The sequence below is a fragment of the Amaricoccus solimangrovi genome (genome assembly GCF_006385685.1).
Taxonomy (GTDB): domain Bacteria; phylum Pseudomonadota; class Alphaproteobacteria; order Rhodobacterales; family Rhodobacteraceae; genus Amaricoccus; species Amaricoccus solimangrovi.
The window spans coordinates 13,234-39,797 of record NZ_VFRP01000031.1 but is presented as its reverse complement, the minus strand read 5'-3'; the positions used below and the strand labels follow the sequence as shown (position 1 = coordinate 39,797).

Here is a 26,564-nt window from a genome sequence, read left to right as displayed (position 1 = left end):
CCGGCGCTACGAGACCAGGAGCCTCGCCATCGCCGCCAACCAGCCCTTCAGCGCATGGGACAGCATTTTCCCCGATCAGGCCGTCACCGTCGCCGCCATCGACAGGCTCGTCCATCACGCGACCATCCTGGAGATGAACATCGACAGCTACCGCCGTCGCCCGCGATCAACCGCGGCGCCGCGATGGTCGACGGTGCGACGACAACCACCACCGACAACCTCGGCGACAACAACCAGGTCGGCGCCGACAGCAGGGAGGAAAGCACCGCCTCGTAGCCACCCGCCGCGCTCAGCACCGGCCAACTTGCTTGTCGGTGACCGGACACGAAGGTTGACGCCCTACACTTCGCGGACGGAGGATATGCCGGGCCGAAACTGCGCGGCGCACTCGACAGGAGCGGCGACGGAACGCTCCAGATCGTCAAGCGCTCCGACACTGCGAAAGGCTTCGAAGTCCTGCCGCGCCGATGGGGGGGCGAACGCCCCTTCGCCTGGCTCGGGCGCTGCCGGCGTCTGGCAAAGGACCGGGAGGAATCCGTCGCCTCGGCGGAGGCATGGATCAACGTCGCCCACATCCGCATCACAACCAGACGCCTCGCAAGGTTCTGTTATCGTTGAGTGGATTCCGAGTCCGGCTCTTGGGCGGAAACCCGGCCGACGCGCTCGAGGCTTCGGTGTCGCCGACGGGTCGGCAAGCGGACCCGGCGCGCTGGTTCCGGGACCCGCGCGGGGGGTCCCTTGCTCGTCCTCCTCCGCGATACCTGTCTGGTTCCCCGGGGGGATGACGCGCCGCGCGATGGTTCATGCGGTCCGCGTCGTGTCGGCTTTCCGGACCTTCGCGACGCCGCGATCCGCCGCGGGTGCTGGCCGAGGACAGCGATGATCTCCCGGCGGCGTGGCGAGTGCTGGCGTAGCTCCTCAAGGATTTGGCGCGGGTGGATCGGCGAATTGCGCGGCTGACCCGGGAGATCCCGCGCGGATGCGCGCGGTTCCGCCCCTCGGCTCCGGGTCAATCCAGCATCCGTTTCAGCGCGAGGCCGAGCCAGACCAGGGTCGAGAGGGAGATGGCGGCGGAGGCGAGCAGAAGCACGAGCCGGATCACCCGGTAGCCGTCGATCGGCCGTCGGGTCGGAAGCCCGTCCGTGCGCCCGGCGGGAGGAGTCGGTTGGTCCACGGAATCAGCCCCGATCATGCCTGTATCTCCGCTACGTCAACGCGATCGTAGCATATTCGTTCGCCCGCGCGCCGGCTTCGCCGCTCGCGCCCGGGTGACGAAATGGTGTCCGCCGGGAGGCGGCGCGGCGGGGGCGCGCGCGCCCGTTGGCGGCGGGTTGCAAGGATGTCACAGTCGGGCTCCATCCGCGCGGACCCGGGGAACGGGAGATTGCGGCGGGGCGAAGTCCAATACATGGTCGTTACAGGAAGGCAAGACGACAGTTCGAAGGAGTTCTGTAATCCGGGCAAACGGGGCTCGTGACGGCGCCGGGGAGAGCGTCGACGAGGCCGCGCCGACGGCGGGATGTCCCCGCTTCGGTCACGCCCTTTTCCGCGATTTCCACCGTATCTCGTACCGATTGTTCCTGGACCGGGGTTCGCCCCCGTTCTCCTGGGCGGCTGACGTCCGTCTTTCCTGGTGCCCACCTTGTCAGGCGTGTCAACGGACACGCCTGACTTTTTCTTTGGCGGAAAGTAATCGGAGTGCGCGCATCGCGACATCCGAAGTTCAGTGGAAATCACGGGATTTCGGAAAGGTCCGGTGACTTCGCGGATGACCCGCGCGCGGCGGCGGCGCCTCTGCCAGATCCGTCAGCCGGGAGAGCAGGGCGGAACGGTCCTCGACGCGGGTTCCCATCAGATGCGTCACGCCTTCGGGGCCGCGCTGGACCCGGCCCTCGACCAGCATCAGCCGCGACGCCATCACCGGGCGGCGCATGGTCTCGAAGATCCGCGCCCAGATCAGCACGTTCACGATGCCGGTCTCGTCCTCGATCGTGACGAAGATCGCATTGCCCTTGCCCGGCCGCTGGCGCACCAGCACGATCCCGGCCGCGCGGATCCGCGCGCCGTCGCGGGCGGCGGCCACGCCGGCGGCGTCGAGCACGCCCTCGGCGCGGAAGATGTCGCGCAGGAAGGCCATCGGATGGGCGCGGAGCGAGAGCCGCGTGGTCTGGTAGTCGGTGGCGACCTCCTCCGCCTCCGGCATCGGCGGCAGCGGGAACGCCGGTTCCTCCCCGAGCGCGCGGGCGCGGGCCGCGGCGAAGAGCGGCAGGTCGCTCTCCGGCGCGCGCCGCGCCGCCCAGAGGCCTTCGCGGCGGGAGAGGCCCATCGAGCCGAACGCGTCGGCGTCGGCGAGCAGCCGCGGGACCCGGGCGGGGAGGCCCGCGCGCAGCGACAGCGCCTCGGGATCGACGAACGGTCCCGCCCCCCGCGCCGCGACGAGCCGCCCGGCCCAGTCCTCGCGGAAGCCGTCGATCTGGCGGAAGCCGAGCCGGATCGCCGGGTTCTCCGGCCGGTCGCCCGGTTCCGGCGCGTTGTCCCAGAAGCTCGCGTTCACGTCGATCGGGCGCACCTCGACGCCATGCTCGCGCGCGTCCCTCACGATCTGCGCCGGGGCGTAGAAGCCCATCGGCTGGGAATTGAGCAGCGCGCAGGCGAAGAGGCCGGGGTGGTGGCACTTGATCCAGGCCGAGACATAGACGAGCCGCGCGAAGGAGAGCGCGTGGCTCTCGGGAAAGCCGTAGCTGCCGAACCCCTCGATCTGGCGGAAGCAGCGCTCGGCGAAATCGGGCTGATAGCCGCGCGCCACCATGCCCGCGATCATCTTGTCGCGGAATTCCTCGATGTTGCCGAGGTTCCTGAAGGTCGCCATCGCGCGGCGGAGCCGGTTCGCCTCCGAGGGGGTGAAGCCCGCCGCGACGATCGCGAGCTTCATCGCCTGTTCCTGGAAGAGCGGCACGCCGAAGGTCTTGCCGAGCAGCTCGCGCAGCTCGTTCGGCGGATGCGGCGGGGCGGGCGAGGGGAATTCCACCGGATCGATCCCGGCGCGGCGGCGCAGGTAGGGGTGGACCATCTCGCCCTCGATCGGGCCGGGGCGCACGATCGCCACCTGCACGGTGAGATCGTAGAGGTTCTCCGGCCGGAGCCGGGGCAGCATGTTGATCTGCGCCCGGCTTTCGACCTGGAAGACGCCGATGCTGTCGCCCTTCCGGAGCATCGCATAGACCGCCGGATCGTCGGACCTGAGATCGACCTCGAGCGTGTGGTCGCCGAGCCCCTGGTCGCGGATCAGGTCGAAGGCCTTGCGGACGCAGGTGAGCATGCCGAGCGCCAGCACGTCGACCTTCATCAGGCCGAGCGCCGCGATGTCGTCCTTGTCCCATTCGATGAAGCTCCGGTCCTTCATCGCGGCGTTGTGGACCGGCACCATCTCGTCGAGCCGCCCCCGCGTCAGGACGAAGCCGCCGACATGCTGGGAGAGATGGCGCGGGAAGGGCGTGCCGAGCAGGCGGGAGAGCAGGGTGCGCAGCCGGGCGATCTCGGGATTGTCGAGCGCGAAGCCCGCTTCGGTGATCCTCTGCTCGATCCCGCCCGGGTTCTTGCGCTTCGGCGCGCTGCCCGGATGGCTGCCGCCCGGGGAGCCCCAGACGGTCGCGGTCATCCGCGTCGCCATGTCCGCGCCGAGGCCGAGCGCCTTGCAGGTCTCGCGGATCGCGCTGCGGGAGCGGTAATGGATCACGGTCGCGGCGAGGCCGGCGCGGTGGCGGCCATAGCGGCGGTAGATGTACTGGATCACCTCCTCGCGCCGCTCGTGCTCGAAATCGACGTCGATGTCGGGCGGCTCGCGGCGTTCCTCGGAGACGAAGCGGGAGAAGAGCAGGTCGTGCTCGCGCGGATCGACCGAGGTGACGCCGAGCAGGAAGCAGACGATCGAATTCGCCGCCGATCCCCGGCCCTGGCAGAGGATCCCGCGCCCGCGGGCGAAGCGCACGAGGTCGTAGACGGTCAGGAAGTAATGCGCGTAGCGCTGGTCGCGGATCAGGGCGAATTCCTCCGCGATCAGCCGCCGGACCTTCTCCGGCAGGGGCTCGCCGTAGCGCCTGCCCGCCGCGTCCGTCACCAGATGCTCGAGCCAGTCCTGCGCCTCCCAGCCCGCGGGCACCGGCTCGTCGGGATATTCGTAGCGGAGCTGGTCGAGCGAGAAGCCGATCCGGGCGAGGAAGCGTGGCGTCTCGGCCACCGCCTCGGGATGGGAGCGGAACAGCCGCGCCATTTCGAGCGGGGATTTCAGATGCCGCTCCGCGTTCGGGGCGAGCCGCCGCCCGGCGGCGGAAAGTGCGACGCCCTCGCGCAGGCAGGCCAGCACATCCGCGAGCGGCCGGTGCGCGGGCTCGGCATAGAGCGCGTCGTTGGTCGCGATGAGGGGTACGTTCGCCCCGGCGGCGATCCGGGCGAGCGCGTCGAGCCGCCGGCGGTCGTCGCCCCCGAGCGGCATGGTCGCGCCGAGCCAGACCCGGCCGGGCGCCGCCTCCGCGAGCCGCGAGAGCAGCCGGGGCAGGCCGGGCGGCGGCCCGACCGGAACCGGGATCAGATGCGGCGCGGCGGGGGACGGCTCGCCCGCGTCGTACTCGGGCGGGGCGGGATGGGCGGCCTCCGTCCCGGCGGTGCTCGCGGGCAGGACGATCAGCAGCAGGTCGTCGAGATGGGAGAGGAGGTCGTCGAAGAAGAGCCGGCAGGAGCCCTTGACGGCGCGCATGTTGCCCCGGGTGAGCAGCCGCGTGAGCCGGCCCCAGCCGCGGCGCGTGGCGGGATAGGCGACGATGTCGGGCGTCCCGTCGCAGAAGACCAGCCGCGCGCCGACCACGAGCCGGAGCGGGATGGCGGGGGGCTCCTCCTTCTCCGGGGCGAGGCCGGGCGGTTCGCCCCGGGCGCGCCTCTCCTCCGCGCGCGCGGCGGGGATGCGTTCCGGCGCGTCGCGGAGCGCGACATGGGCGCGCACCACGCCCGCGACCGTGTTGCGGTCGGCGATTCCGATCCCGGCGAGGCCGAGCCTCACCGCCTCGGCGACCATCTCGGCGGGATGCGAGCCGCCGCGCAGGAAGGAATAGCTGGTGGCGGCGACGAGTTCGGCGAAACCGCTCATGCGAAGAACCCGTGCAGGAACCAGCGGGGCGCCCGGTCGGCCGCGGCCAGGCGGTAGAGCCAGAAGCGCCGGCCGCGGCTGTCCTCCACCCGGTAGTAGTCGCGCGTCTCGGCCAGGTCGCCGGGCGCGGCCCACCATTCGGCGGCGATCCGCTCCGGTCCCTCGCGGCGCGCGAGATCATGCGTGGCGCCGCGCCAGAGGAAGCGCGCGGGCGCGCCGTCGGGCGGTTCGGTCACCACCGCGACCGGCTCGGGCCGGGCGAGGAGCGCGAAGGGCCGCGCCGGCGGGCCGGGCTCGGCGGGCGCGGGCCATGGCGGCGCGGCGGCCTCCGCCTCGAGCGCGGGCAGGCTCAGCGCCGCGCGTTCGGGCACATGGCTGTCGCGCGGCAGGAAGCGGCGCACCCGCGCGGCGCCGAACCGGGCGCTGAGCTGGCCGACGAGCTCGGCCACGGCGCGCTCGCGCGAGCCGGGCTCGGGTGGGCCCGCGGCGATCTGCTCGGGCAGGAGCGGATCGGTGGCCGCCACGTCGAGCCGGAGCGCGTCGAAGCCGAAGCCCGGGTCGAGCGGATCGGCGAGCGCCTCGATCCGCGCCGCGATCAGCCGCGAGACCAGTTCCGGATCGCGCGTCGGCAAGCCCGTCGCGACCGCGACGCGGCGGATCCGGCCGTCGCCCCGGTAGAACCGCGCCTCGAAGCGCCGCCCGCCGAGGCCGCGGGTTTCGAGCGCGCGCTCCGCCTCGCCCGCGAGGCCGGAGAGGGCGGCGAGCGCGTCGGCGACGCGGCCGATCGGCTCGGCGAAGCTCCGGACGAAGGAGAGCGGCGGCGGCGGGCGGCGGGGGGTGATGCGCGATTCCTCCCGTCCGAGCAGCCGGTCGAGCCGGGCGGTGGCCTCGGCGCCGAACCGCGCGGTGACCGGCGCGGTCGGCCGGGCGGCGAGATCGCCGATGCTCCGCAGCCCCGCGCGGATCAGCGCGGTCTCCGCCTCGGGCCCGAGGCCGAGCGCGGCGACGGGCAGGCGGGCGATCGCCTCCGCCTCGCCGCGCGCGCCGCCATGGCCGAAGCGGGCGAGCGCGCGCGCCGCCTCGGGCGTGCCGGCGAGGCCGGGGCGAACCCCGAGGCCGAGCCCGGCGAGCCGCGCCACCGCGTCCCGCGCCAGCGCCCGCTCGCCGCCCAGAAGATGCGCGCAGCCGGTGATGTCGAGCAGCAGCGCTCCCTCCGGATCGAGCGCGACCATCGGCGTGTAGCGGCCGCAGAAATCGGCGAGCGCGCCGAGCCAGCGCAGATCCGCCGCCGGGTCGTGGGGCGGCGCCGCGAGCTCCGGCACCCGGGCGCGGGCGTCGGAGAGCGTCATCCCCGGCGCGAGGCCGAGATCGCGCGCGCGCGCGTCGCAGGCGGCGAGACGCGCCGCGCCCCGCCGGATCTCGACCAGCGCGAAGGGCGTCTCAGGCGATCCGGCGCTCGCCCGGATCCGGTCCGCGGAGAGAAGCGGCGGGAACAGCGCCAGGTAGCGCCGCCCCGTCCGGGAGCACCCCGTCCGCGAAGGTGTCGCCGCGGGTTTCTCCGAAGGGGCGCAGGCATCTTTCCGCACGATCCCACTCCATCAGCCAGGGCCCCGCCGGCGGGCCGCCGCGGCGGCGCGGCAATTCGAGCCTCAGGGCCGGCGCGCCGGGCGCCCTTCCGGCGAGCGGAAGGGAGGGCGCGGCGGCGACGCGCCAGCGGGTCCGCGCCGCGCTCGGGCATTCCCGCGCCTCGATCCGGACGAGCAGCACCGTCGCCCCGCTCCGCTCCGCCGCGAGGGCGAGCCGGCGGCTCGCCGCGAGGTCGAGCGCGCGCGATTCGCCCCGCGCCACCGCGACCACCACGCCGACGCCGGGGCAGCGCGCGGCATCCGCCGCCGCGCGCAGCAGCGCGGTCGGATCGGGCAGCGTCGCGAGGATCAGCCGGGCGGGGTCGAGACCGAGCGCGGCGAGGCCGGGGGGATAGGGCACCCCCCGCGCCCCCGCCCGCCGCAGCCAGAGGATCGCGCCGGGAAGCCGCGTCGCCAGCATCGCGGCGAAGCCGCTCGCGGCGGTGGCGTCGGCGGCCTCGCAGGCGAAGATCTCGTGCAGCCGCCCGCGCGCCAGCCCGCCGCCGAGCGCGCCATCGAGCAGCGGCGCGCCGAGCGGCACGCGTTGCTCCGCCTCCGTGTCGATCCAGACGGCGCGCCGCGCCGCGGCGAGGGGGTCGGCTCCATCACTCATCCCATGTTCCTGTTTTGTTCCAGAAAACGCCCGGACGGGACGGAAGTCAAGAGGCGGCCCGCGGGGCGGGCCGCGTCCCGGCGGGAAATCAGGAGAGGGCGGGGTCCGCGCTCAGCCGCGCCTCGGCGAGAAGCGCGGTCAGCACGGCGATGTGGCGCCGGGAACTGTAGGTCGCCAGCCCCGCCGCCCGATACGCCTCGAGCGCGCTTTCCTCGGCGATCAGCGCCCCGAGCCTGATCTGCGAACCGCCCGGACCGGAGGGCCGCGACCGCCGGAGCCGGCTCTCCTCCGCGAGCCCGGCGCGGGCGGCGGCGAGCAGGATCCGGGGGCGGCGGAGCGCGGCGAGAAGCGGGGCGAAATCGGTCATGCGGGGCCTCGGGTCGTTCGTGTTTCCGATGCGCGATCATGGGGCGAGTGGCGCGGGCGTTGCGCCACCATCGCGAGCGGAGCGCGCTGCTCCTGTTAATCCAAATCAGGAAAGCCATGATATTTCCGCGGTTTACAATCGATTCACAAATCAACTTTAAGGAGAGTTATATGAAAATTGTATCGGATGGCGCCCCTTGACGCGGATATGCACCCCTTCCGATCCTGACCGGGATCACCTCTCGCCGCTTCCCGCCCATCCGCCCGGCCGGCTCCGCGAAGGGCTTCCCGAATGGCTTCCCGCGGAGGCCGCGACCTATCTCTCGCATGTCGCGGCGGGACAGTCGCTCCGGGCGCTGGCACGGGCCAGGGGCTGCCACGCCTCGACGGTGATGCGGCAGGTCCGCCGGGTCGAGGCCCGGCGCGAGGATCCGCTCGTCGACGAGGCGCTCGAGCGCGCCGGCCGGTTCTTCACCCGCCCCGATACCCCCGCGACCACGGCTTCAGAGGAGACGACATCCATGCGCGACGCGGCCATCGACCTTGCCCGGACCCCGGGCGCGCCGGAGGAGAAGATCGCCCAGGAGGCGCGGCGGATCCTGCGCCGGCTCTGCGAGAAGGGCGCCTTTCTCGCCGTCGCGCCGAACATGGAGAAGGCGGTGGTGCTGCGCGAGGTGGTCCCGGGCAGGCAGAACCGGATCGCCGTGGTGGAGCGCGAGGTCGCCCATGCCTTCGCGCTCAGGGAATGGATCGCCTGCGAGAAGCCGGGCAAGGTTTCCTGCTATGCGATCACTTCCGTCGGCCGCGCCGCGCTGAAGCGGCTCCTGCTCGAGGATCGCGAGCGGCGGGGCGGCTTCGCGGAGGCGCAATCGGCCTTCCAGGGCCAGCATCGCCTCTTCGCCGAGCGCGCGGTGATGGCCGAGGACGGATCGGGCGAGCGGCGGCTGCGCTTCAATCTCGCCGAGAGCCCGCTGCTCGTGCTCGGCCGCAAGCGCGACAAGGACGGGATCGCCTATCTCACCCCCGAACTGATCGAGGCCGGCGAGCGGCTGCGCGAGGATTTCGAACTCGCGGGGCTGGGGCCGCGGGTCACGCAGAACTGGGAGCGCTTCCTGACCGCCGGGGCGAGCCGGGGCGCGCCCGGTCCGCGCGACGCCGAGGGTTCGCCCGACGCGCGGACGCGGGTCGCGAAGGCGATGGAGGCCCTCGGCCCGGGCCTCTCCGATATCGTGTTCCGGATCTGCTGCTTCCTGGAAGGGATTGAAACGGCGGAGAAAAGGCTCGGATGGTCGGCGCGTTCGGGCAAGGTCGTGCTCAAGATCGCGCTCGAACGCCTCGCCGCCCATTACGGCCTTTCGCCGCGCGGCCAGCGCGCGGCGGGCTGAGGGGGTCGGGGGGCGGCGCGCGGTCCGCCCCCTCGCGCGCCCTACACCGCGGCCGCGATGATCGCGCCGAAATCCTCGGCCTTCAGCGAGGCGCCGCCGACCAGCGCGCCGTCGACATTGTCGACGCCGAAGATCTCCGCCGCGTTGCCGGGCTTCACCGAGCCGCCGTAGAGCAGCCGGATTCCCCGGGCCGCGCCGTTGCCGAAGCGGGTCTCGAGGCTTTCGCGGATGAAGTCATGCACCTCGCCGATCTGCGCGAGGGTCGGAGTGCGGCCGGTGCCGATCGCCCAGACCGGCTCGTAGGCGATCACGAGGTTCTCCGCCGTCGCCTCTTCCGGGATCGAGCCGGCGAGCTGCGCCGCGATCGAGGCGAGGGTCTGGCCCGCGTCGCGCTCGGCCTCGGTCTCGCCGACGCAGACCACCGCGACGAGCCCGGCGCGCCAGGCGGCCAAGGTCTTGCGCGCGACCATCGCGTCGGTCTCGCCGTGATCGGCGCGCCGCTCCGAATGGCCGAGAATCACCGCCTTCGCCCCCGCGTCCGCCAGCATCTCGGCCGCGATGTCGCCGGTATGCGCGCCAAGCTCCTCCCAGTGGCAATCCTGCCCGCCGATGTCGACGCCCCGCCCGGCGAGCCGGGCGATGAGCGTGGCGGGCGGGCAGACGAGCACGTCGCAGGCCGGATCGAGATGCTTGTCCACCAGGGTTTCGAGCACCGCGAGCGAGGATGCCCGGCCGTGCATCTTCCAGTTTCCGGCGATGAGTTTGCGCGGTGCCATGATCTTGAACCTCCCGAGGAAAACCGCCCCCTGCTAGCAGAGGCGCCGGTTCAGGGAAAGGCTCGGGACCGGCGCGGCTCCGGCTCCGCCGCGACGGCTTCGAGCGCGCGGCGCCCCCAGGCGCGGGCGAGGTCCGGATCGTCGAGCGCGGCGTCGGGCAGGGTCCAGTAGTTCATCCGGTCCACCCGCCCGTTCCGGCGCGTGTAGGCGAAGCGCTCCGAACCCTCCGCCGCCAGCGCCTCGGCGAGCGCGCCGCTGGCCTTGAGGAACACCCGCTCGCCCAGCGCGACGAGGCAGAACACCTGCCCGCGCGAATAGACGGCGAGCCCGCCCATCATCGGGCGGGCGCTCACCTCGGGCAGGCCGTCGAAGAGTTCGAGGACGAAGGCGCGGGTCTCCGGAGAGACCGCCATCTCACTGGCTGGCGAACTTGATCGACTCGCCGCAGCCGCAGGCGTCGACCACGTTGGGATTCTTGAACTTGAACCCCGATTCCAGCAGGTCGGTCGCGTAGTCGATCTCGGTGCCGAACAGGAACATCTGCGCCATCGGCGCGATCATCACGCGGGCGCCGTTCTGCTCGACCACCTCGTCATGCGGGTTGATCTCGTCGACATAGTCCATCGTGTATTCCATGCCGGCGCAGCCGCCCTTCCGGACGCCGATCCTGAGGCCCTTCGAGCCGCCCTTTGCCATCAGCCTTGCGATCTGCGCTTCGGCGCGGGGGGTCATGCTGATCGGCGCTTTGCCGGGAATGCCGAACATGTCGCGAAATCCGTCCTTCGGAGAGTGTCGCCCCTAAAATAGGGCGGGGCGGGCCGCGTCTCAAGGGCATCGCTCGGGCGAAGGCCGGCGCCCGGATCACGCGCGAGGTTTCGCGCTCCGGGGCGCCCCCCGGCTTCGGCCCGCCGCCGGCCCCCCGGACCCGCGCTCCGGCGTTAACCCGCCGGAAAACGCGGACCTTCCGACCCGCCGGAGCCGATGCTAGCCCTATCCCTGGGGGGCTTCGCCGTTAACCGGTTTACCACGCGGCGTCAGGCGCCCCGCAACGCCGTGAGCAGCGCGTTCGTCGCATAGGCGGTCGAGATCGCCCAGGCGAAACTCGCCAGCGTGCCGATGATCACGTATTCCGAGGCGCGCCGGTCCCCCTCGCTCACCTCCGAGAAGCGCAGGATCGACTTCGCGGCGATCAGCAGGCCGATCCCGTCGGGCTGGTTCGCGAGCAGGAGCATCAGGATCATCAGCCGCTCCAGCCGCCCGATGATCTGCCCGCCGAGCGGCAGGCTCGTATCACTCTCCGGGTCGGCCGGCAGCTTCAGCCCGGCCATCAGTTCGCGCACCGCGTAGCCGCCGGCCCAGACGGTCGCGATGAGCCCGCCGGCGAGCGCCATTCCCTCGGGCAGCCGGTCGAGGCCCGGCAGAAGCCCGAGGAGCCAGGGCCGTGCCCAGAGCCCGGCCGCCCAGGCGCCGGGCCAGAGGCTCGCGGCGAGCCAGACCGCCGCGAGATGCGCCGCCTGGTCGGTGGCGAAGGCGCCGAAACCGGCCCGCCGGTCACGGGCGCGGCATGTCGCGACATAACGCTGCTTCGCAAGATCGCTCGCGAAATGGCTGATTCCGATAAGAAGTATTGGCCCCGGCATCGGCGCGAAGCCAAGCGCCGCCCAGGTCACGAGCAAAACGAGTCCGACATGGCCGAGCAGCATCGGGAGGCGGGCCTTCCCCGCCACCATGCGGCGCGTCTGGAGGATGAAGTCGCCGAGCAGATGGCCGAGCAGCAGCGCGGTGGCGGTTTCAAGCATCTCCGCCCCCCGCCGTCGCGCCGAAGGAAAGGTCTGTATCGGAGAATACAGGCGTTTTCATCTGTAATCCGGAATACAGCCCCATAAGGCTGTTTCGCGCGCTCATTGCCCCTCCCGCTCGAGCGCCTCGAGCGCCTCCCGCAGCGCCCAGTCGCCGCCGCCGGCGAGATGGGTGGCCACCGTCTGCTGCGTGATGTCGAGCGCGCCGGCCAGCGTCTCCTGGCTCGGCCGCGGCATCCCGACGAGCAGGCGCGCGAACACTCTCGCCTGACCGGGCGTCCAGTTGCGCGAGATCTCGTCGGCGAGGGCGAAGACGGCGCGGATCAGCGGCGCCTCGCGCGGCGGTTTCTCCCAGGCGATGGCGAGCCGCCGGTTCTGCCCGATCGAATCGAGCCCGCGTCCCGAGAGTTCGAAGGCCGGGCCGGAGGCGATCGCCCGCCCATCCTGCTCGGACAGCCATCCCGACCCTATGCCGACGGAAATGCGCGTGTCGAAGGCCCGGCCGAGCGCGCCAAGCCGTGCCCGCAGAATCAGCGCCCAGCGGAGCGCGAAGGCGGGGTCGGGGCCGAGGCACTGCCAGCTGTCGCCGCGAAAGGCGGAGAAGCCGTAATCCGGCGCTTCCGCCGAATTCCCGGCGCCGCCCGGACGCGCGGCCCAGGCGCGGGACACATCCCCGTAGGCCTCCTCCAGCGTTGCCATGGCCTGGCCGAGCTGATCCGGGGACAGTTTGGAGGAGGCGACCAGATCGCCGGTGAAGACGACGATCTCGGCGTAGTCGCGCCGGCGCTGCGACTGGGATTGCGGCATTCGGAAACTCTCGCCCGTGACGCCGCCGACCATGGCGGCCGCGGGCGCGGGCGGCAAGGCTCACATGAAGCCGAGTTCTAGCCGCGCCTCGTCGGACATCATGTCCATGCCCCACTGCGGTTCCCAGACCACCTCGACATTCACCTGCCGCACGCCGGGGATCGGCTCGATCGCCTCCGCGACCCAGCCCGGCATCTCGCCCGCGACCGGACAGCCGGGCGCCGTCAGGCTCATCGCGATCGCGACGTCGCCCTCCTCGGAGATCTCGATCGTGTAGACGAGGCCGAGATCGTAGATGTTGACCGGGATCTCGGGGTCGTAGACGGTCCGGCACGCCTCCACGATCTGGTCGTAGAGGGGATGATCGACCGTCGACGGCTTGATGAGGGGCGTGCCCTCGGCCGGAATGTCCGACTCGTCGTTCATCTGTCTTCCCACGCTTCGCTCATAATTCCCGACAACGAGTATAGGGTTTCGGCCCCGGCGCGTAAAGGCACGCTCCCGCGCGGGCGGTTTGTGGCGCGCCGCGCTTGGGTCTATGGGATCGGCATGGACCGAATCGAGTTTCACATCGCCGCCCGCGACGGCCGCGCCCGGACCGGCGCGCTCCGGACGCCGCGCGGCGAGATCCGCACCCCCGCCTTCATGCCGGTCGGCACCGCCGCCACGGTCAAGGCGATGCTGCCCGAGAGCGTGCGCGCCACCGGGGCCGACATCCTGCTCGGCAATACCTATCACCTGATGCTGCGCCCGGGCGCCGAGCGCGTCGCCCGGCTCGGCGGGCTGCACGCCTTCATGAACTGGGACCGGCCGATCCTGACCGATTCCGGCGGCTTCCAGGTGATGAGCCTCGCCGATCTTCGCAAGCTCACCGAGGAGGGCGTGACCTTCCGCAGCCATGTCGACGGCGCGCGGCACTTCCTCAGCCCCGAGACCTCGATGGAGATCCAGCGCCTGCTCGGCTCGGACATCGTGATGGCCTTCGACGAATGCCCGGCGCTGCCCGCGACCGAGGAGACGGTCGCGAAGTCCATGCGCCTCTCGATGCGTTGGGCCGCCCGCTCGCGCGACGCCTTTGGCGACCGGCCGGGCCACGCGCTCTTCGGCATCCAGCAGGGTGGCGTGACGCGCGAGTTGCGCGAGGAAAGCGCGGAGGCGCTCACCGCCATCGGCTTCGACGGCTACGCGATCGGCGGCCTCGCGGTGGGCGAGGGGCAGGAGGCGATGTTCGGCGTGCTCGACTACGCTCCCGGCTTCCTCCCCGAGGACCGGCCGCGCTACCTGATGGGCGTCGGCAAGCCCGACGACATCGTCGGCGCGGTGATGCGCGGGGTCGACATGTTCGACTGCGTGCTGCCCTCGCGCTCCGGCCGGACGGGGCAGGTCTTCACGCGGCGGGGCGTCGTCAACATCAAGAACGCGCGCCACGCCGACGATCCGCGCCCGCTCGACGAGACCTGCGGCTGCCCGGCCTGCCGGAGCTATTCGCGCGCCTATCTGCACCACGTGTTCAAGTCGGGCGAGATCATCGCCTCGATGCTGCTGACCTGGCACAACCTGCATTACTACCAGGAGCTGATGGCGGGGCTGCGCGGCGCGATCGCGGAAGGCCGGCTCGCCGCCTTCGCGGCCGGTTTCGCCGCGGAGCGCGCGGCGGGCGACCTGCCCCCGCTCTAAGGCGCGCGGGAGGCGCGTCGTCCCGCGCGCGGCCGTCATTCGCCGGAGACGAGCTCGGCGCAGCCCGTCCCGCCCGCCGGGCAGTCGGCCGTCGGGCCGGCGCCGAGCGCGGGTGTCGCGATCGGCACCTGGGCGGCGGCGACGTCGGGGCCGAGCAGATGGCCGCCCCGGGCGGGCCTCGCGCCCGCGATCGGGATCATCGCCGCGGCCACGTCGGGCCCGAGGAGATGCCCGCCGCGCGGGCCGGAGCCGCCGGCCAGGGCCGGGGCGGCGAGCATGACGAGGGCGCAGGCCGAAGCGGCCGCGAAATCGAAGCGGAGCATGTTGGTTTTCCAGTGAATTCGGCGCATCGCTCCCGTCGGGCCCGGCCGGCGGCTGGAGCGACAAGACGCAGGTCAATGAAAATGAATCCGGGCGCGCGAAGGATACTCCCGCCGCCGGAGTCGCGCCAAGCGGAATCGGCTGGCGCGGGGGCGGCGGCCTCGGTCCGGCGCCCCGCCGGGATCCGACCTTGATCGAGGTCGGCTTGCACCCGGCTCCGGCGCGGCGCAAGATGGCCCCTTGAAACCTCGACCGACGGGAGCCATCTCCCACCTCGGGTTCGCCCTGGTCGCCGGAGAGGCCGGGACCGGGCGTTTCGCCAGATAAGGACATACCCATGACAGAATTGAGCAGTTCGTCCTATCCCGTCCTTCCGCTGCGCGATATCGTGGTCTTCCCGCACATGATCGTGCCGCTGTTCGTGGGCCGCGAGAAATCCGTCCGCGCGCTGGAGGCGGTGATGCGGGACGACAAGCAGATCCTGCTTGCGAGCCAGATCGACGCCGCCGAGGACGAACCGAAGGCGGACGGCATCTATCGCACCGGCGTCATCGCCAATGTGCTGCAGCTCCTGAAGCTGCCCGACGGGACGGTGAAGGTGCTCGTCGAGGGCAAGGCGCGGGTGCGGATCGGCGAATTCGTCGAGAACGACGCCTATTTCGAGGCGCGCGCCGAGAAGGTCGAGGAGACCGAGAAGGACGAGGCCGCGATCAAGGCGCTCAGCCACGCCGTGGCCGAGGAATTCGAGCGTTACGCGAAGCTCAACCGCAACATCCCCGAGGAGGCGGTCTCCGCGGTCAGCGAAAGCATGCCCGCCGCCAAGCTCGCCGACACGATCGCGGGCCATCTCGGCGCCAAGCTCGAGGAGAAGCAGAAGCTGCTCGAGGAGCCGGACGTCGGCGAGCGGCTGGAGCGGATCTACGGCCTGATGCAGGGCGAGATGTCGGTCCTGAAGGTCGAGAAGAAGATCAAGAGCCGCGTCAAGACGCAGATGGAGCGCACCCAGCGCGAATACTATCTGAACGAGCAGATGAAGGCGATCCAGCGCGAGCTGGGCGGCGAGGGCGAGGGCCAGGACGACGCGGCCGAGTTCGAGGCGCGCATCAACGCGACCAAGTTCTCGAAGGAGGCGCGCGAGAAGGCGCTGGGCGAGCTGAAGAAGCTCCGCTCCATGTCGCCGATGTCGGCCGAGGCCACCGTGGTGCGCAACTACCTCGACTGGATGCTGTCGATCCCCTGGGGCAAGAAGAGCCGGATCAAGAAGGATCTCGGCCTCGCGCAGAAGGTGCTCGACGCCGATCACTACGGGCTCGAGAAGGTCAAGGAGCGCATCGTCGAGTTCCTCGCGGTCCAGTCGCGCAGCGACAAGCTCAAGGGCCCGATCCTCTGCCTCGTCGGCCCTCCGGGCGTCGGCAAGACCTCGCTTGGCAAGTCGGTCGCGAAGGCGACGGGGCGCGAGTTCATCCGCATCTCGCTCGGCGGCGTCCGGGACGAGGCGGAGATCCGCGGCCACCGGCGCACCTACATCGGCTCGATGCCTGGCAAGATCATCCAGTCGATGAAGAAGGCCAAGACCACGAACCCGCTCATCCTGCTCGACGAGATCGACAAGATGGGCCAGGACTTCCGCGGCGACCCGGCCTCGGCGATGCTCGAAGTGCTCGACCCGGAGCAGAACGCAACCTTCTCGGACCACTATCTCGAGGTGGAGTACGACCTGTCGAACGTGATGTTCATCACCACGTCGAACTCGTACAACATGCCGCGTCCGCTCCTTGACCGGATGGAGATCATCCCGCTCTCGGGCTACACCGAGGACGAGAAGGCCGGCATCGCCCGGATGCACCTGGTCGCGAAGCAGGAGAAGGGCCACGGCCTGAAGCCGGGCGAGTTCGAGCTCACAGACGAGGGTCTGCGCGACATCGTGCGCTACTACACGCGCGAGGCCGGCGTGCGGAACCTCGAGCGCGAGATCGCGAAGCTCTGCCGCAAGGCGGTGACCGAGATCGTGAAGGGCAAGACGAAGAAGGTCACCGTGACCCCGGAGAACCTCGAGGAATTCCTCGGTGTGCGCCGGTTCAAGTACGGCCTCGCGGAGCTGACCGACCAGGTCGGCGTCGTCACGGGCCTCGCCTGGACCGAGGTCGGCGGCGATCTCCTGCAGATCGAGGCGCTCAGACTGCCCGGCAAGGGGCGGATGAAGACGACCGGCAAGCTCGGCGACGTGATGAAGGAGTCGATCGACGCCGCCTCGTCCTTCGTGCGCTCCAAGGCGCCGACGCTCGGCGTGAAGCCGACGCTCTTCGAGAGCGTGGACATCCACGTCCACGTCCCCGAGGGCGCGACGCCGAAGGACGGGCCTTCCGCGGGCATCGCGATGGTCACTTCCATCGTCTCGGTCCTGACCGGCATCCCGGTCCGCCGCGACGTCGCGATGACGGGCGAGGTCACGCTCCGGGGCAACGTGCTGCCGATCGGCGGGCTGAAGGAGAAGCTCCTCGCGGCGCTCAGGGGCGGGATCACCACGGTGATGATCCCGGTCGACAACGTCAAGGATCTCAGGGAGATCCCGGACAATGTGAAGAACGGGCTCGAACTCATCCCGGTCTCGAACGTGATGGATGTCCTCAAGGTCGCGCTGACCCGGATGCCCGAGGCGATCGAATGGGACGAGGAGGCCGAGGCCGCCAAGGCGGCCCAGGCCGCGGCCGCGGCCTCGGGCAACCCGACCGCGTCCCCGGCGCACTGAGCCGCCCGCGCACCGAACCGACAGGAAAGCCCCGGCCCGCGCCGGGGCTTTTCTCGTCTCAGCGCATCCCGGCCCGCAGCACCAGGATGATCGCGACGAGGAAGCCGAGCATCACCGTTCCGCCCAGGATCGCGTCGATCCTGTCCGCCCGCGCCACCCCCCATTTCACCGAAGCCCGTTTCATCGCGATCGAGATCGCGAGCGAGCAGAGGATCGCGCCGAAGATCAGGAAGCCGAGCTGTTCGACCAGCCCGAATTCCGACTTGAACCCGGCCGCGTCGAGCAGCCGGTTGAGGTTCAGCAGCGCCGCGAAGAGCGAGCCGGTCGTCATGCCGATCCGCGTCCCCAGTTCGGAGGAGGGCACGAAATAGATGAGGCCGGTGATGATGAAGGAGAAGATGAAGCCGAGGAAGTCGTCGACGACCACGCGCGTCTGCACCCGCGCCACCTCGACGGAGAGTTCGAGCTGCGAATAGACCCGCGGCCCCGTGTCCTCGAGCCCGTAGCGCACATCGTAGCGGTGATCAGCCGCCGTGAGCCGCGCCCCGCCCACGCGCCAGTCCGCCAGCCGGACGTGATCCGCGATGCCCGGCGCCGTGTCGTCGGGCACGAAGCGGATGGTGTCGGCGGGATCCCCGGCCTCGATGCGCAGCGTCAGAAGCTGCTCGTCGAAGGGGAAGTCGGTCAGGTCGTATTCCTGATCCACCACCGCGCTCACCTCCACCGAGACATAGGCCCGGCCGTCGGCGCCGCGCTCCTCGTAATAGCCGCTGATCGTGGAGGACCGGGCGAGCAGATAGAGGTCGCTCCGGGGATCGAACCGACCCTCGGGATCGATGAACCACAGATAGGCGGAGACGCCGAAACTCCCGTCCGCCGGATCGACCGCCGAGACCGATTCGACGAAGGCGCCCACCCGTACCTCGCGCGCCTCCGCGCGGCCCGCCGGCGCGGCGAGCGCCCAGAGCAGGACGAGGAGAAGCGTCGGGACCGGGATGCGCGAATGTCGCAAGGAACGGCTTCCGGAGGGCGTCGGTTTGACAGCGCATCATTCTATCAAGCATAAGGCGCCGCAAGAAAAATTCGACGGGAACGGCCCCCGCGCCGGCGCGTTGGCGCTCGACGGGGCGGGAGAGCGCCGGATGGCCGGGTCGAGGAAGAGGGCGGCGCGATGATCCCTGTGATCCCGGCGGGCTACGAGGCCCATGCCGCGCTCCTGCTCCTCGCGGGGCTGTTCGCGGCCTTCGTGGCGGAGAAATACCCGCCCGACGTGACGGCGGCGGGCGCCGCCGCGCTCTTCCTGATCCTCGGGCTGACGCCGGCGGAGGCGATCGGCGCCGCCTTCTCCAATCCCGCGCCGATCACCATCGGGGCGATGTTCGTGATCTCGGGCGCGCTGGTGCGGACCGGGCTGCTCGACGCGATGGCAAGCTTCATCGTCGCCCATGGCAGCCGCCGCCCCGGGCTCGCCGTCGCGGGATTTCTCGGCGCCGCCGTCGCCGCCTCGGCCTTCGTCAACAACACCCCCGTCGTGCTGGTGCTGATCCCGGTGGCGATCCGCCTCGCCTCCGCGCTCGGCTTCGCGCCGACGCGGGTGCTGATCCCGCTCTCCTACGCCGCGATCCTCGGCGGCACGCTGACGCTGATCGGCACCTCGACAAACCTGCTGATCGACGGCGTCGCGCGCGCGAACGGGCTCGAACCCTTCGGCATCTTCGAGATCGCCCCGGTCGGCGCGGTGGCGGGGCTGGTCGGGCTGGGGGTGATGGCCGCGCTCGGCTGGCTGCTGCTGCCGAACCGGGGCGGGACGGCCGGGCCCGGCGGCGGCGACGGCGGCGACCAGGAATATCTCTCCGAGGTCATCGTCACCGCCGATTCCCCGCTGATCGGGCGCAAGGTCGGCGAGGTCGCCGAATTCCGTCCCGAGGGCCTGCGCGTCACCGGGTTGCGTCGGGGCGGCCAGGTCACGCGCGGCGGCGTCGCGGAGCGCGTGCTGCGCCGGGGCGACACGCTGGTGATCGTCGCGACGCTGGCCGAGATCCTGACGCTGCTCGGCACCCAGGGGCTGCGCCTCGGCATGAACCGCGCCGCGCCGACGGGCGAGGCCGAACGCACGATCGCGGAGGCGATCGTGACCCCCGGCCGCAACCGGATCGGCGACCGGATCGCGAGCCTGCCGATGATCTGGCGCCACGGCACCCGCGTGCTCGGCGTGCACCGCCACGGCCATGTCGCGGGCACCGACCTCAATTCCGTCCGGCTGCGTCCGGCCGACAAGCTGCTGCTCGAGGGCACGGCCGACGGGTTCCAGGCGCTGGCGCAGTCGGGCGAGCTCGTCTCGATCACCCAGCCGAGCGCGCGCGCCTTCCGCCGGCGGCAGGCGCCCTGGGTGATGCTGGCGCTCGCCGCCGTGGTCGGCCTCTCCGCCCTCGGCGTCGCCGATATCGAGATCCTGTCGATGATCGCGGTGGCGGCGCTGCTGATCCTGCGCTGCATCGACAACGACGAGGCCTGGGGCTCGATCGACGCCTCGATCCTGATCCTGATCGTCTCGATGCTGATGATCGGCGCGGGGCTGGAGGCGACGGGGGCGGTCGATCTCATCCTCGACCGGGTCACGCCCTGGCTCGCCGGGCGGCCGCCCTGGGTGCTGCTGATCTTCGTCTACCTGCTCGCCTCGCTCCTGACCGAGATCGTGACCAACAACGCCGTCGCGGTGGTGCTGACCCCGATCGTGATCGGGCTCGCGAACGGGCTCGGCGTCGATCCGCGCGCCTTCGTCGTGGCCGTCATGTTCGGCGCGAGCGCGAGTTTCGCGACGCCGATCGGCTACCAGACCAACACGCTCGTCTATGGCGCGGGCGACTACCGCTTCACCGATTTCCTGAAGGTCGGCGTGCCGATGAACCTCATCGTCGGCGCCGCGGTGGTCGCGACGATCCCTTTCTTCTTTCCGCTGGGCTGAGCGGTTCCCCGCGCGGGGGTTGACTTCGCGGGGGGCTTTGGCTCTTGGAAGGCGGCTCGCGGCGGTTCGCGGGCGAGGACGAGATGGGATATCCGACGATGCACGACATCCGCTTCATCCGCGAGGCGCCCGAGGCCTTCGACAAGGGGCTGGCGGACCGCGGCCTTTCCCCGGCCTCGGCGGAGATCCTGTCGCTCGACGAGACGCGCCGGGCGCGGATCACCGCCGCCGAGACCGCGCTCGCCGAGCGCAACGCGGCGAGCAAGCAGGTGGGCGCCGCGAAGGCGCGGGGCGACGAGGCGGAATTCGGGCGGCTGCGCGCGCTCGTCGCCGCGAAGAAGGACGAGATCGAGGCGCTGAAGGCCGAGGCGGACGAGGCCGACCGCCGGCTCCAGGCGATGCTGATGGAACTGCCGAACACGCCCCGCCCGGACGTGCCGGTGGGCGCGGACGAGACGGAGAATGTCGAGATCCGCCGCCACGGCACGCCGCCCGCCTTCGATTTCGCGCCCGTCGAGCATTTCGAGCTCGCCGGCGTCCGGTCGGGAATGGATTTCGCCACCGCCGCGAAACTCTCCGGCAGCCGCTTCGTCGTGCTCTCGGGCGCCGTCGCCCGGATCCAGCGCGCGCTGGCGCAGTTCATGCTCGACACGCATATCACCGAAAACGGCCTGACCGAGACCTGGACCCCGGTTCTGGTGAAGGACGAGGCGATGCTCGGCACCGGGCAACTCCCGAAATTCTCCGAGGACAGCTACCAGACCCGCGAGGGCTGGTGGCTGGTGCCGACCGCCGAGGTGACGCTCACGAACATCGTCTCGGGCGAGATCGTCGACGACGCGACCCTGCCGCGGCGCTACGTCGCCCATACCCAGTGCTTCCGCTCCGAGGCGGGCTCGGCGGGCAAGGACACCGCCGGCATGCTGCGCCAGCACCAGTTCGAGAAGGTCGAGATGGTCTCGATCACCCGGCCCGAGGAGAGCGAGGCCGAACACGCCCGCATGACCCGCTGCGCCGAGGGGATCCTCGAGGCGCTGGGGCTCGCCTATCGCACCATCGTGCTCTGCACCGGCGACATGGGCTTCGGCGCGACGCGCACGCATGATCTCGAGGTCTGGCTGCCCGGCCAGGACACCTATCGCGAGATTTCCTCGGTCTCGGTCTGCGGCGACTTCCAGGCCCGCCGGATGAACGCGCGCTTCCGCCGGGGCGAGGGGGCGAAGCCCGAATTCGTCCATACGCTCAATGGCTCCGGCCTCGCGGTCGGGCGCTGCCTGATCGCGGTGCTGGAGAACGGCCAGCGCGCCGACGGCTCGGTCGACCTGCCCGAGGTGCTCGCCCCCTATCTCCGCGGCGCCCGCCGCCTCACCGCCGAGGGAACCCTCGCGTAGGGCGGACCTCGGTCCGCCTTCCCCCCGCCAATATGCAAATGCATATTCGACGCGAAAGGCGGACCGAGGTCCGCCCTACGGTCGATATGCAAATGCATATCCGTCAGGCGGCGGCGGGGTAGAAGGCCTCGTATATCGGGCCGAGCGTGCCGCTGTTGAAGAGCGAGGAGACGCTGGTGCCGTTCGAGATGTTCAGGATCGCCTGACCGAAGAGCGGCGCGATCGGAACCACCCGGATGTTGGGCGCCGCCCGCGTCGCGGCCGAGGGTTCGATCGAATCGGTGACCACGAGGCTCTTCAGCTGCGAGCCGGTCACGCGCTCGATCGCGGGGCCGGAAAGCACGCCGTGGGTGATGTAGGCGTGCACCTCGCGCGCGCCGTGGCCGAGCAGCAGGTCGGCGGCCTTCACCAGCGTTCCGGCGGTGTCGCAGATGTCGTCGACGATCACGCAGACCCGGTCGCGCACGTCGCCGATCACCGTCATCGAGGCGATCTCGCCCGGCGCCGCGCGGCGCTTGTCGACGATGGCGAGATCGGCGTCGATGCGCTCGGCAAGCTCGCGCGCGCGCGCCACGCCGCCGACATCCGGCGAGACCACCGTGACGGCGCCGAGGTCGGGGAAGTGGTGGGCGATGTCGAGCGCGAAGACCGGCGCGGCGTAGAGGTTGTCCACCGGCACGTCGAAGAAGCCCTGGATCTGCGCCGCGTGCAGGTCCATCGTCAGCACCCGCTCGATCCCGGCGACGGTCAGCAGGTTCGCGACCAGCTTCGCCGAGATCGGCGTGCGCGCCTTGGAGCGGCGGTCCTGGCGGGCATAGCCGAAATAGGGCATCACGGCGGTGATCCGCGCCGCCGAGGACCGGCGCAGCGCGTCGCACATGATCATCAGCTCCATCAGGTTGTCATTCGCCGGATTCGACGTCGACTGGATGATGAACATGTCCTCGCCGCGGACGTTCTCGTAGACCTCGACGAAGATTTCCTGATCGTTGAACCGCTCGACGCGGATGTCGACGAGTTCGACCGGCTCGCCCCGGTGGATCGAGATCCGCCGCGCGATCGCCGCGGCGAGCGGCTTGTTGGAATTTCCCGCGATAAGCTTCGGCTTGAACAGCGCATTCATCTTCTGGCCTTTCGCAAGCGCGGCATCTGTCAGGCATTCCCGTATCAAAGCGGCGGCGCGTTGCAAAGTCCCCGATTCGGCCCGGTCCATCCCGTGCCCGCGTGAGGCCCCGGGGCGTTCCGCGCCTCAGCCGAGCGCGGCGAGCAGCGCCGCGACCTCCGCGCCGGTCTTGCTCCAGTCGCAGACGAAGCGCGCGGCGACGGGATCCTCGTCCGGCCCGTCGAGCGTGTCGCGCGGATCCCAGAGGTAGAAGCGCGCGCCCTTGGCCTCGGCGGCGCGCAGCCGCGCCCGGGGCAGGGCGACGAAGACCGCGTTCGCCTCGCAGGGATGAAGCAGCCGCGCCCCCGCGATCCCGGCCAGCCCCTCGGCGAGGAGCCGGGCGGCGGCGTTGGCGCGGGCGGCGAGATCGAGCCAGAGGCCGCCTTCGAGATAGGCCTCCATCTGCGCCGCGAGGAAGCGGTGCTTGGAAAAGAGATGGCCGCCGCGCTTGCGCCGCCGCTCGAATTCCGCGCCCCGGGCCGGGTCGAAGAACACCACCGCCTCGACGCCGAGGCAGCCGTTCTTGGTGCCGCCGAGGCAGAGCACGTCGATCCCCGCGCGCCAGGTGAGATCGGCGGGCGAGCAGCCGAGCGCGGCGAGGGCGTTGGCGAAACGCGCGCCGTCCATGTGGCAGGGCAGGCCCGCCGCCCTGGCGACGCCGGTCAGTTCGCGCACCGCCCCGGGCGTGTAGAGCGTGCCGGCCTCGGTCGCGTTGGTGAGGCTGAGCGCGCCGGCGGCGACGTTCTCGACCCCGCGCCGGGCGGAGATCGCGTCCGAAAGCGCCGCCGGCTCGATCCGGCCGTGCGCGCCGGGCAGCGTCGTCAGCTTCGCGCCATCGGCGAAGAATTCGGGCGCGGCGCATTCGTCCACCTCGACATGCGCCTCATGGTGGCAGAACACCGTCTCCCAGGGCCGGACGAGGCAGGCGAGGGCGAGGGCGTTCGCCGCCGTGCCGGTGCCGACGAGATGGACCATCGCCTCCGGCGCCTCGAAGATCTCGCGGATCCGCGCCGTCACCCGCGCCATCGCCGCCTCGCCGCCATAGCCGGGCGTGAAGCCCTCGTTCGCGCGCGCGACCGCTTCGAGCACGGCCGGATGCGCCGGACCCGCGTTGTCGGAGGTGAACCACATCAGCACTGATCCTCGATGACATGATCTTCGAGGTCATCCTCGTCGACATCGTATTCCGCCGTCATCCGCCCCCGGAGCGAGATCCCGGCCCGGTGCGTCGATTCCGGGTCGCCGGTGATCAGCGGGTGCCAGTCCTCGAGATCGTGGCCGTCGTGGAGCAGCCGGTAGGCGCAGCTCCGCGGCATCCAGTCGATGATCTCCTCGAGATTGTCGCGGTTCATCACCACGCAGCCGGCCACCAGCTGGCGGCGGAGCGGGTAGTTGCCGCAACGGCAGGTCCCGAGGTCGAGCAGCCGGCAGGCGACCGAGGTATAGACGACCTCGCCGGTATCCTCGTCCTCGAGCTTCAGCAGGCAGCATTTGCCGCAGCCGTCGCAGAGCGCCTCCCATTCGCGCCGGGTCAGTTCCTCGAGCGGGAAGCGGCGCCAGAATTCGGGGCGCAGGCCGGAGCGGTCGATCGGGTCGGCCGGGGCGGGATCTTGGCGTTTCATCCGCGGAGAATGCCGCCGGGCGCGGCGCTGGGGAAGGGCCATTGCGATCAACTCGCCGCGCGGCCGGCGGAAACGGCGGTCCAGCGCCCCGCGGTCATCGCGAAGGCGAGCCGGTCGGCGGGGGCCTCGCCGTCGGGATGGACGAAGCCCGGATCGGGCGCGAAGCCGAGGCGGCCGATCACGCGCAGCGAATCCGGATTGCCGGCCCAGGTGAGCGCGACGATCCGTTCGAGCCCGAGCACGCGGAATCCGTGGTCGAGCCAGCCCCGCGCCGCCTCCACCGCGTAGCCCGCGCCCCGGTGGCGCGGACAGAGCGCCCAGCCGATCTCGCAGAGCCGGGGTGCGGCCGGACCGGCGTCGAAGAGCGCGAGGCCCGCCATGCCGAGGAAGGTCCCGTCGCCGCGCCGCTCGATCGCGCCATAGGCGAGATCCTCCTCCCGCCAGCAGGCGAGGTAGAAGTCGAAGAGCGCCTGGCAGTCCTCCCGCGGGATCACCGGCGCCGGCGCGCCCGTGACCGCCGGATCGGTGACGAGCGCGGCGAAATCCGCGCGGTCGCGCTCCTCGAACGGGCGCAGGATCAGCCGCTCCGTCTCGATCCTCATCGCCGGCCCCACGCCTCCCGCGTGACCCGGAAGGAGACATGCGGCCGGAGCGGGCTGCCCTCCGGCACGCCGGGATGCTCGAAGTCGAGCTCCGGCGCCCGCACCATGCCGAGCCGCGTCATCACCGCCTGCGAGCGCAGGTTCGGCCGCGCGGTGAAGGCCACGACCGCGTCGATGCCGAGCGTGGCGAAGCCGCGGGTGATCGCCGCGCTGGCCGCCTCGGTCGCGTAGCCCTGGCCCCAGGCGGAGCGCGCGAGCCGCCAGGCGGCCTCGACCATGCCATGGACCGGCGTTCCCGGCATGTCGTCGATATGCGAGATGCCGACCATGCCGAGGAAGGCGCCGTCGGCGCGCCGCTCCACCGCCTCGATCCCGTAGCCGTCGCGTTGGCGCTGCGTTTCGATCCGGGCCATGAGCGCGTCGCTCCGCTCGCGGTCGAGCGGCTTCGGGAAGTGGCGCATCACCTCCGGATCGGCGTTCATCGCCGCGAAGGGCGCCGCGTCGCGCGCCTCCCAGGGGCGCAGGATCAGCCGGTGCGTCTCGAGCGCCATGGTCTCAGCCGGGAAGCGGCGCGGCGGCCAGCGGCTGGCCCGCCTCGGCGAGACGGCGGCGGGTCTCGGCCACGTCCTCCCACATCTGCGCGACGAGCCCCTCGATCCCGTCGAAGCGCAGTTCGGGGCGGAGATAGGAGACGAGCGCGACGGAAAGCTCCGCGCCGTAGAGGTCGCCGGAGAAATCGAGCAGATAGGCTTCCAGATTCGGCCGCTTGCCGTCGAACATCGGCCGGACGCCGAGCGAGGCGGCGGCGGGATAGCGGCCGCGATGGGGGCCGGTCAGCACGTCGACCGTCGCGGCGTAGACGCCGAATTTCGGCAGGTTCAGCGGTTCGAGCCAGATGTTGGCGGTCGGAAAGCCGAAGTCGCGGCCGCGCTTGTCGCCATGGACCACCGCGCCCTCGATCCGGTGCCAGTGGCCGAGCATCCGCGCCGCGTCCTCCGGCCGGCCCTCGGCGAGGGCGGCGCGGATCGCGGAGGAGGAGAAATCGCCCTCGGCGTCGCGCACGAGTGGCGCGACCGTGACGCCGAAACCGGCGGAGGGCCCGAGCGCGCGCAGCATCGCGACGTCGCCGCGCCGGCCGCGGCCGAAGCGGAAGTCGGCCCCGGCGACGAGGTGGCGCAGGCCGAGCGCCGCGCCGAGCACGCGGGAGATGAATTCCTCCGCCTCGAGCCCGGCCAGGGCCGCGTCGAAGGGGAGCTCATAGAGCTGCTCGACGCCGAGCTTCTCGAGCCGGTGCGCGCGCGCCTCGGCGCTCATGATCCGGAAGGGCGGCGCGTCGGGGTCGAAGAAGGCGCGCGGATGCGGCTCGAAGGTGATGACGCCGAAGGGGGCGCCGATCTCGGCGGCGGCGGCGCGGGCCAGCGCCAGCACCGACTGGTGGCCGAGATGCAGCCCGTCGAAATTTCCGATGGCCGCGGCCGCGCCGCGATCCCCGGCCGCGAGGCCGCGATAGTCGCAATGTCGTCGCATGACCCCTTTCGCCGGATCGGCCGGCGGCGGCCGGATC

Annotated in this window: 24 protein-coding genes and 2 pseudogenes; 7 read left to right on the top strand and 19 right to left on the bottom strand. The window is 71.4% G+C overall.

The window, feature by feature from the left end:
• Both FJM51_RS24835 and FJM51_RS20185 read left to right on the top strand, forming a co-directional pair.
• Positions 1 to 160: pseudogene (locus FJM51_RS24835) on the top strand (ATP-binding protein); the annotation flags it as partial.
• Between the two features lie 185 nt (positions 161 to 345).
• Positions 346 to 618 (top strand): annotated as a pseudogene (locus FJM51_RS20185) (transposase); the annotation flags it as partial.
• Positions 619 to 1,009: 391 nt separating this feature from the next.
• Here the strand turns inward: FJM51_RS20185 and FJM51_RS20180 are convergent.
• The 5 genes from FJM51_RS20180 to FJM51_RS20160 form a co-directional block, all read right to left on the bottom strand.
• Positions 1,010 to 1,192: a hypothetical protein gene (locus FJM51_RS20180; RefSeq protein ID WP_140455938.1), complete on the bottom strand. Its 183-nt coding sequence runs from the start codon at positions 1,190 to 1,192 to the stop codon at positions 1,010 to 1,012.
• 531 nt (positions 1,193 to 1,723) lie between these two features.
• Positions 1,724 to 5,140 carry an error-prone DNA polymerase gene (locus FJM51_RS20175; protein WP_140455937.1) on the bottom strand — a complete coding sequence of 1,139 codons (3,417 nt, stop codon included), beginning with the start codon at positions 5,138 to 5,140 and terminating at the stop codon, positions 1,724 to 1,726.
• Entirely contained in the window at positions 5,137 to 6,567 is a 1,431-nt protein-coding gene (locus FJM51_RS20170) for a DUF6504 family protein (protein WP_368733485.1), read from the bottom strand. The genes FJM51_RS20175 and FJM51_RS20170 overlap by 4 nt, the downstream gene beginning before the upstream one ends.
• Positions 6,568 to 6,580: 13 nt before the next feature.
• Positions 6,581 to 7,378, bottom strand: a complete 798-nt coding sequence (locus FJM51_RS25380) for a hypothetical protein (protein WP_140455936.1) — start codon at positions 7,376 to 7,378, stop codon at positions 6,581 to 6,583.
• A gap of 88 nt (positions 7,379 to 7,466) precedes the next feature.
• Entirely contained in the window at positions 7,467 to 7,745 is a 279-nt protein-coding gene (locus tag FJM51_RS20160) for a DUF6477 family protein (protein ID WP_140455935.1), read from the bottom strand.
• 196 nt (positions 7,746 to 7,941) lie between these two features.
• Here FJM51_RS20160 and FJM51_RS20155 point away from each other — a divergent pair, with 196 nt between their 5' ends.
• The gene (locus tag FJM51_RS20155) at positions 7,942 to 9,129 is read left to right on the top strand and encodes a DUF6456 domain-containing protein (protein ID WP_233713199.1); all 1,188 of its coding nucleotides are present in this window, start codon (positions 7,942 to 7,944) and stop codon (positions 9,127 to 9,129) included.
• Between the two features lie 41 nt (positions 9,130 to 9,170).
• On the opposite strand, the gene tpiA is transcribed toward FJM51_RS20155, so the two are convergent.
• The 6 genes from tpiA to FJM51_RS20125 all read right to left on the bottom strand — a co-directional run bounded on the left by tpiA (position 9,171) and on the right by FJM51_RS20125 (position 12,937).
• Entirely contained in the window at positions 9,171 to 9,905 is a 735-nt protein-coding gene (gene tpiA / locus FJM51_RS20150; protein ID WP_140455934.1) for a triose-phosphate isomerase, read from the bottom strand.
• 50 nt (positions 9,906 to 9,955) lie between these two features.
• Positions 9,956 to 10,318, bottom strand: a complete 363-nt coding sequence (locus FJM51_RS20145; protein ID WP_140455933.1) for a TfoX/Sxy family protein — start codon at positions 10,316 to 10,318, stop codon at positions 9,956 to 9,958.
• A gap of 1 nt (position 10,319) precedes the next feature.
• Positions 10,320 to 10,670 carry a HesB/IscA family protein gene (locus FJM51_RS20140; protein WP_140455932.1) on the bottom strand — a complete coding sequence of 117 codons (351 nt, stop codon included), beginning with the start codon at positions 10,668 to 10,670 and terminating at the stop codon, positions 10,320 to 10,322.
• Between the two features lie 269 nt (positions 10,671 to 10,939).
• The gene (locus FJM51_RS20135; protein WP_140455931.1) at positions 10,940 to 11,704 is read right to left on the bottom strand and encodes a DUF3307 domain-containing protein; all 765 of its coding nucleotides are present in this window, start codon (positions 11,702 to 11,704) and stop codon (positions 10,940 to 10,942) included.
• A gap of 102 nt (positions 11,705 to 11,806) precedes the next feature.
• The gene (locus tag FJM51_RS20130; protein ID WP_140455930.1) at positions 11,807 to 12,511 is read right to left on the bottom strand and encodes a helix-turn-helix transcriptional regulator; all 705 of its coding nucleotides are present in this window, start codon (positions 12,509 to 12,511) and stop codon (positions 11,807 to 11,809) included.
• A 60-nt stretch (positions 12,512 to 12,571) separates the two neighbouring features.
• A complete protein-coding gene (locus tag FJM51_RS20125; RefSeq protein ID WP_140455929.1) occupies positions 12,572 to 12,937 on the bottom strand; it encodes an SUF system Fe-S cluster assembly protein in 366 nt (121 codons plus the stop codon).
• Positions 12,938 to 13,060: 123 nt separating this feature from the next.
• Here FJM51_RS20125 and tgt point away from each other — a divergent pair, with 123 nt between their 5' ends.
• Positions 13,061 to 14,188, top strand: a complete 1,128-nt coding sequence (gene tgt / locus FJM51_RS20120; protein WP_140455928.1) for a tRNA guanosine(34) transglycosylase Tgt — start codon at positions 13,061 to 13,063, stop codon at positions 14,186 to 14,188.
• A gap of 35 nt (positions 14,189 to 14,223) precedes the next feature.
• Here the strand turns inward: tgt and FJM51_RS20115 are convergent, their stop codons facing one another.
• Entirely contained in the window at positions 14,224 to 14,511 is a 288-nt protein-coding gene (locus tag FJM51_RS20115; RefSeq protein ID WP_140455927.1) for a hypothetical protein, read from the bottom strand.
• A gap of 335 nt (positions 14,512 to 14,846) precedes the next feature.
• Between FJM51_RS20115 and lon the strand changes: the two genes are divergently transcribed.
• On the top strand, positions 14,847 to 17,258 hold the full coding sequence (gene lon, locus FJM51_RS20110; RefSeq protein WP_140455926.1) for an endopeptidase La: 2,412 nt from the start codon (positions 14,847 to 14,849) through the stop codon (positions 17,256 to 17,258).
• A 58-nt stretch (positions 17,259 to 17,316) separates the two neighbouring features.
• On the opposite strand, the gene FJM51_RS20105 is transcribed toward lon, so the two are convergent.
• Positions 17,317 to 18,270, bottom strand: coding sequence for a ligand-gated ion channel (locus tag FJM51_RS20105; protein WP_140455925.1), 954 nt, complete (start codon positions 18,268 to 18,270; stop codon positions 17,317 to 17,319).
• A gap of 159 nt (positions 18,271 to 18,429) precedes the next feature.
• On the opposite strand from FJM51_RS20105, the gene FJM51_RS20100 reads away from it, so the two are divergent.
• Together FJM51_RS20100 and serS are read left to right on the top strand one after the other, a co-directional pair.
• Complete coding sequence (locus FJM51_RS20100) at positions 18,430 to 20,223, top strand: SLC13 family permease (RefSeq protein ID WP_140455924.1); 1,794 nt, start codon at positions 18,430 to 18,432, stop codon at positions 20,221 to 20,223.
• A 98-nt stretch (positions 20,224 to 20,321) separates the two neighbouring features.
• Complete coding sequence (serS, locus tag FJM51_RS20095; protein WP_140455939.1) at positions 20,322 to 21,614, top strand: serine--tRNA ligase; 1,293 nt, start codon at positions 20,322 to 20,324, stop codon at positions 21,612 to 21,614.
• Positions 21,615 to 21,717: 103 nt separating this feature from the next.
• Here the strand turns inward: serS and FJM51_RS20090 are convergent, their stop codons facing one another.
• The 6 genes from FJM51_RS20090 to FJM51_RS20065 all read right to left on the bottom strand — a co-directional run bounded on the left by FJM51_RS20090 (position 21,718) and on the right by FJM51_RS20065 (position 26,527).
• On the bottom strand, positions 21,718 to 22,737 hold the full coding sequence (locus tag FJM51_RS20090) for a ribose-phosphate pyrophosphokinase (RefSeq protein ID WP_140455923.1): 1,020 nt from the start codon (positions 22,735 to 22,737) through the stop codon (positions 21,718 to 21,720).
• 126 nt (positions 22,738 to 22,863) lie between these two features.
• Positions 22,864 to 23,907: a threonine aldolase family protein gene (locus FJM51_RS20085; protein ID WP_140455922.1), complete on the bottom strand. Its 1,044-nt coding sequence runs from the start codon at positions 23,905 to 23,907 to the stop codon at positions 22,864 to 22,866.
• A complete protein-coding gene (locus tag FJM51_RS20080) occupies positions 23,907 to 24,398 on the bottom strand; it encodes a YcgN family cysteine cluster protein (protein WP_140455921.1) in 492 nt (163 codons plus the stop codon). The genes FJM51_RS20085 and FJM51_RS20080 overlap by 1 nt, the downstream gene beginning before the upstream one ends.
• Before the next feature lie 47 nt (positions 24,399 to 24,445).
• Entirely contained in the window at positions 24,446 to 25,000 is a 555-nt protein-coding gene (locus FJM51_RS20075) for a GNAT family N-acetyltransferase (protein WP_140455920.1), read from the bottom strand.
• The gene (locus FJM51_RS20070) at positions 24,997 to 25,551 is read right to left on the bottom strand and encodes a GNAT family N-acetyltransferase (RefSeq protein ID WP_140455919.1); all 555 of its coding nucleotides are present in this window, start codon (positions 25,549 to 25,551) and stop codon (positions 24,997 to 24,999) included. Before FJM51_RS20070 ends, FJM51_RS20075 begins: the two co-directional genes overlap by 4 nt.
• A gap of 4 nt (positions 25,552 to 25,555) precedes the next feature.
• Positions 25,556 to 26,527, bottom strand: a complete 972-nt coding sequence (locus tag FJM51_RS20065) for a bifunctional riboflavin kinase/FAD synthetase (protein WP_140455918.1) — start codon at positions 26,525 to 26,527, stop codon at positions 25,556 to 25,558.
• Positions 26,528 to 26,564: the final 37 nt, after the last annotated feature.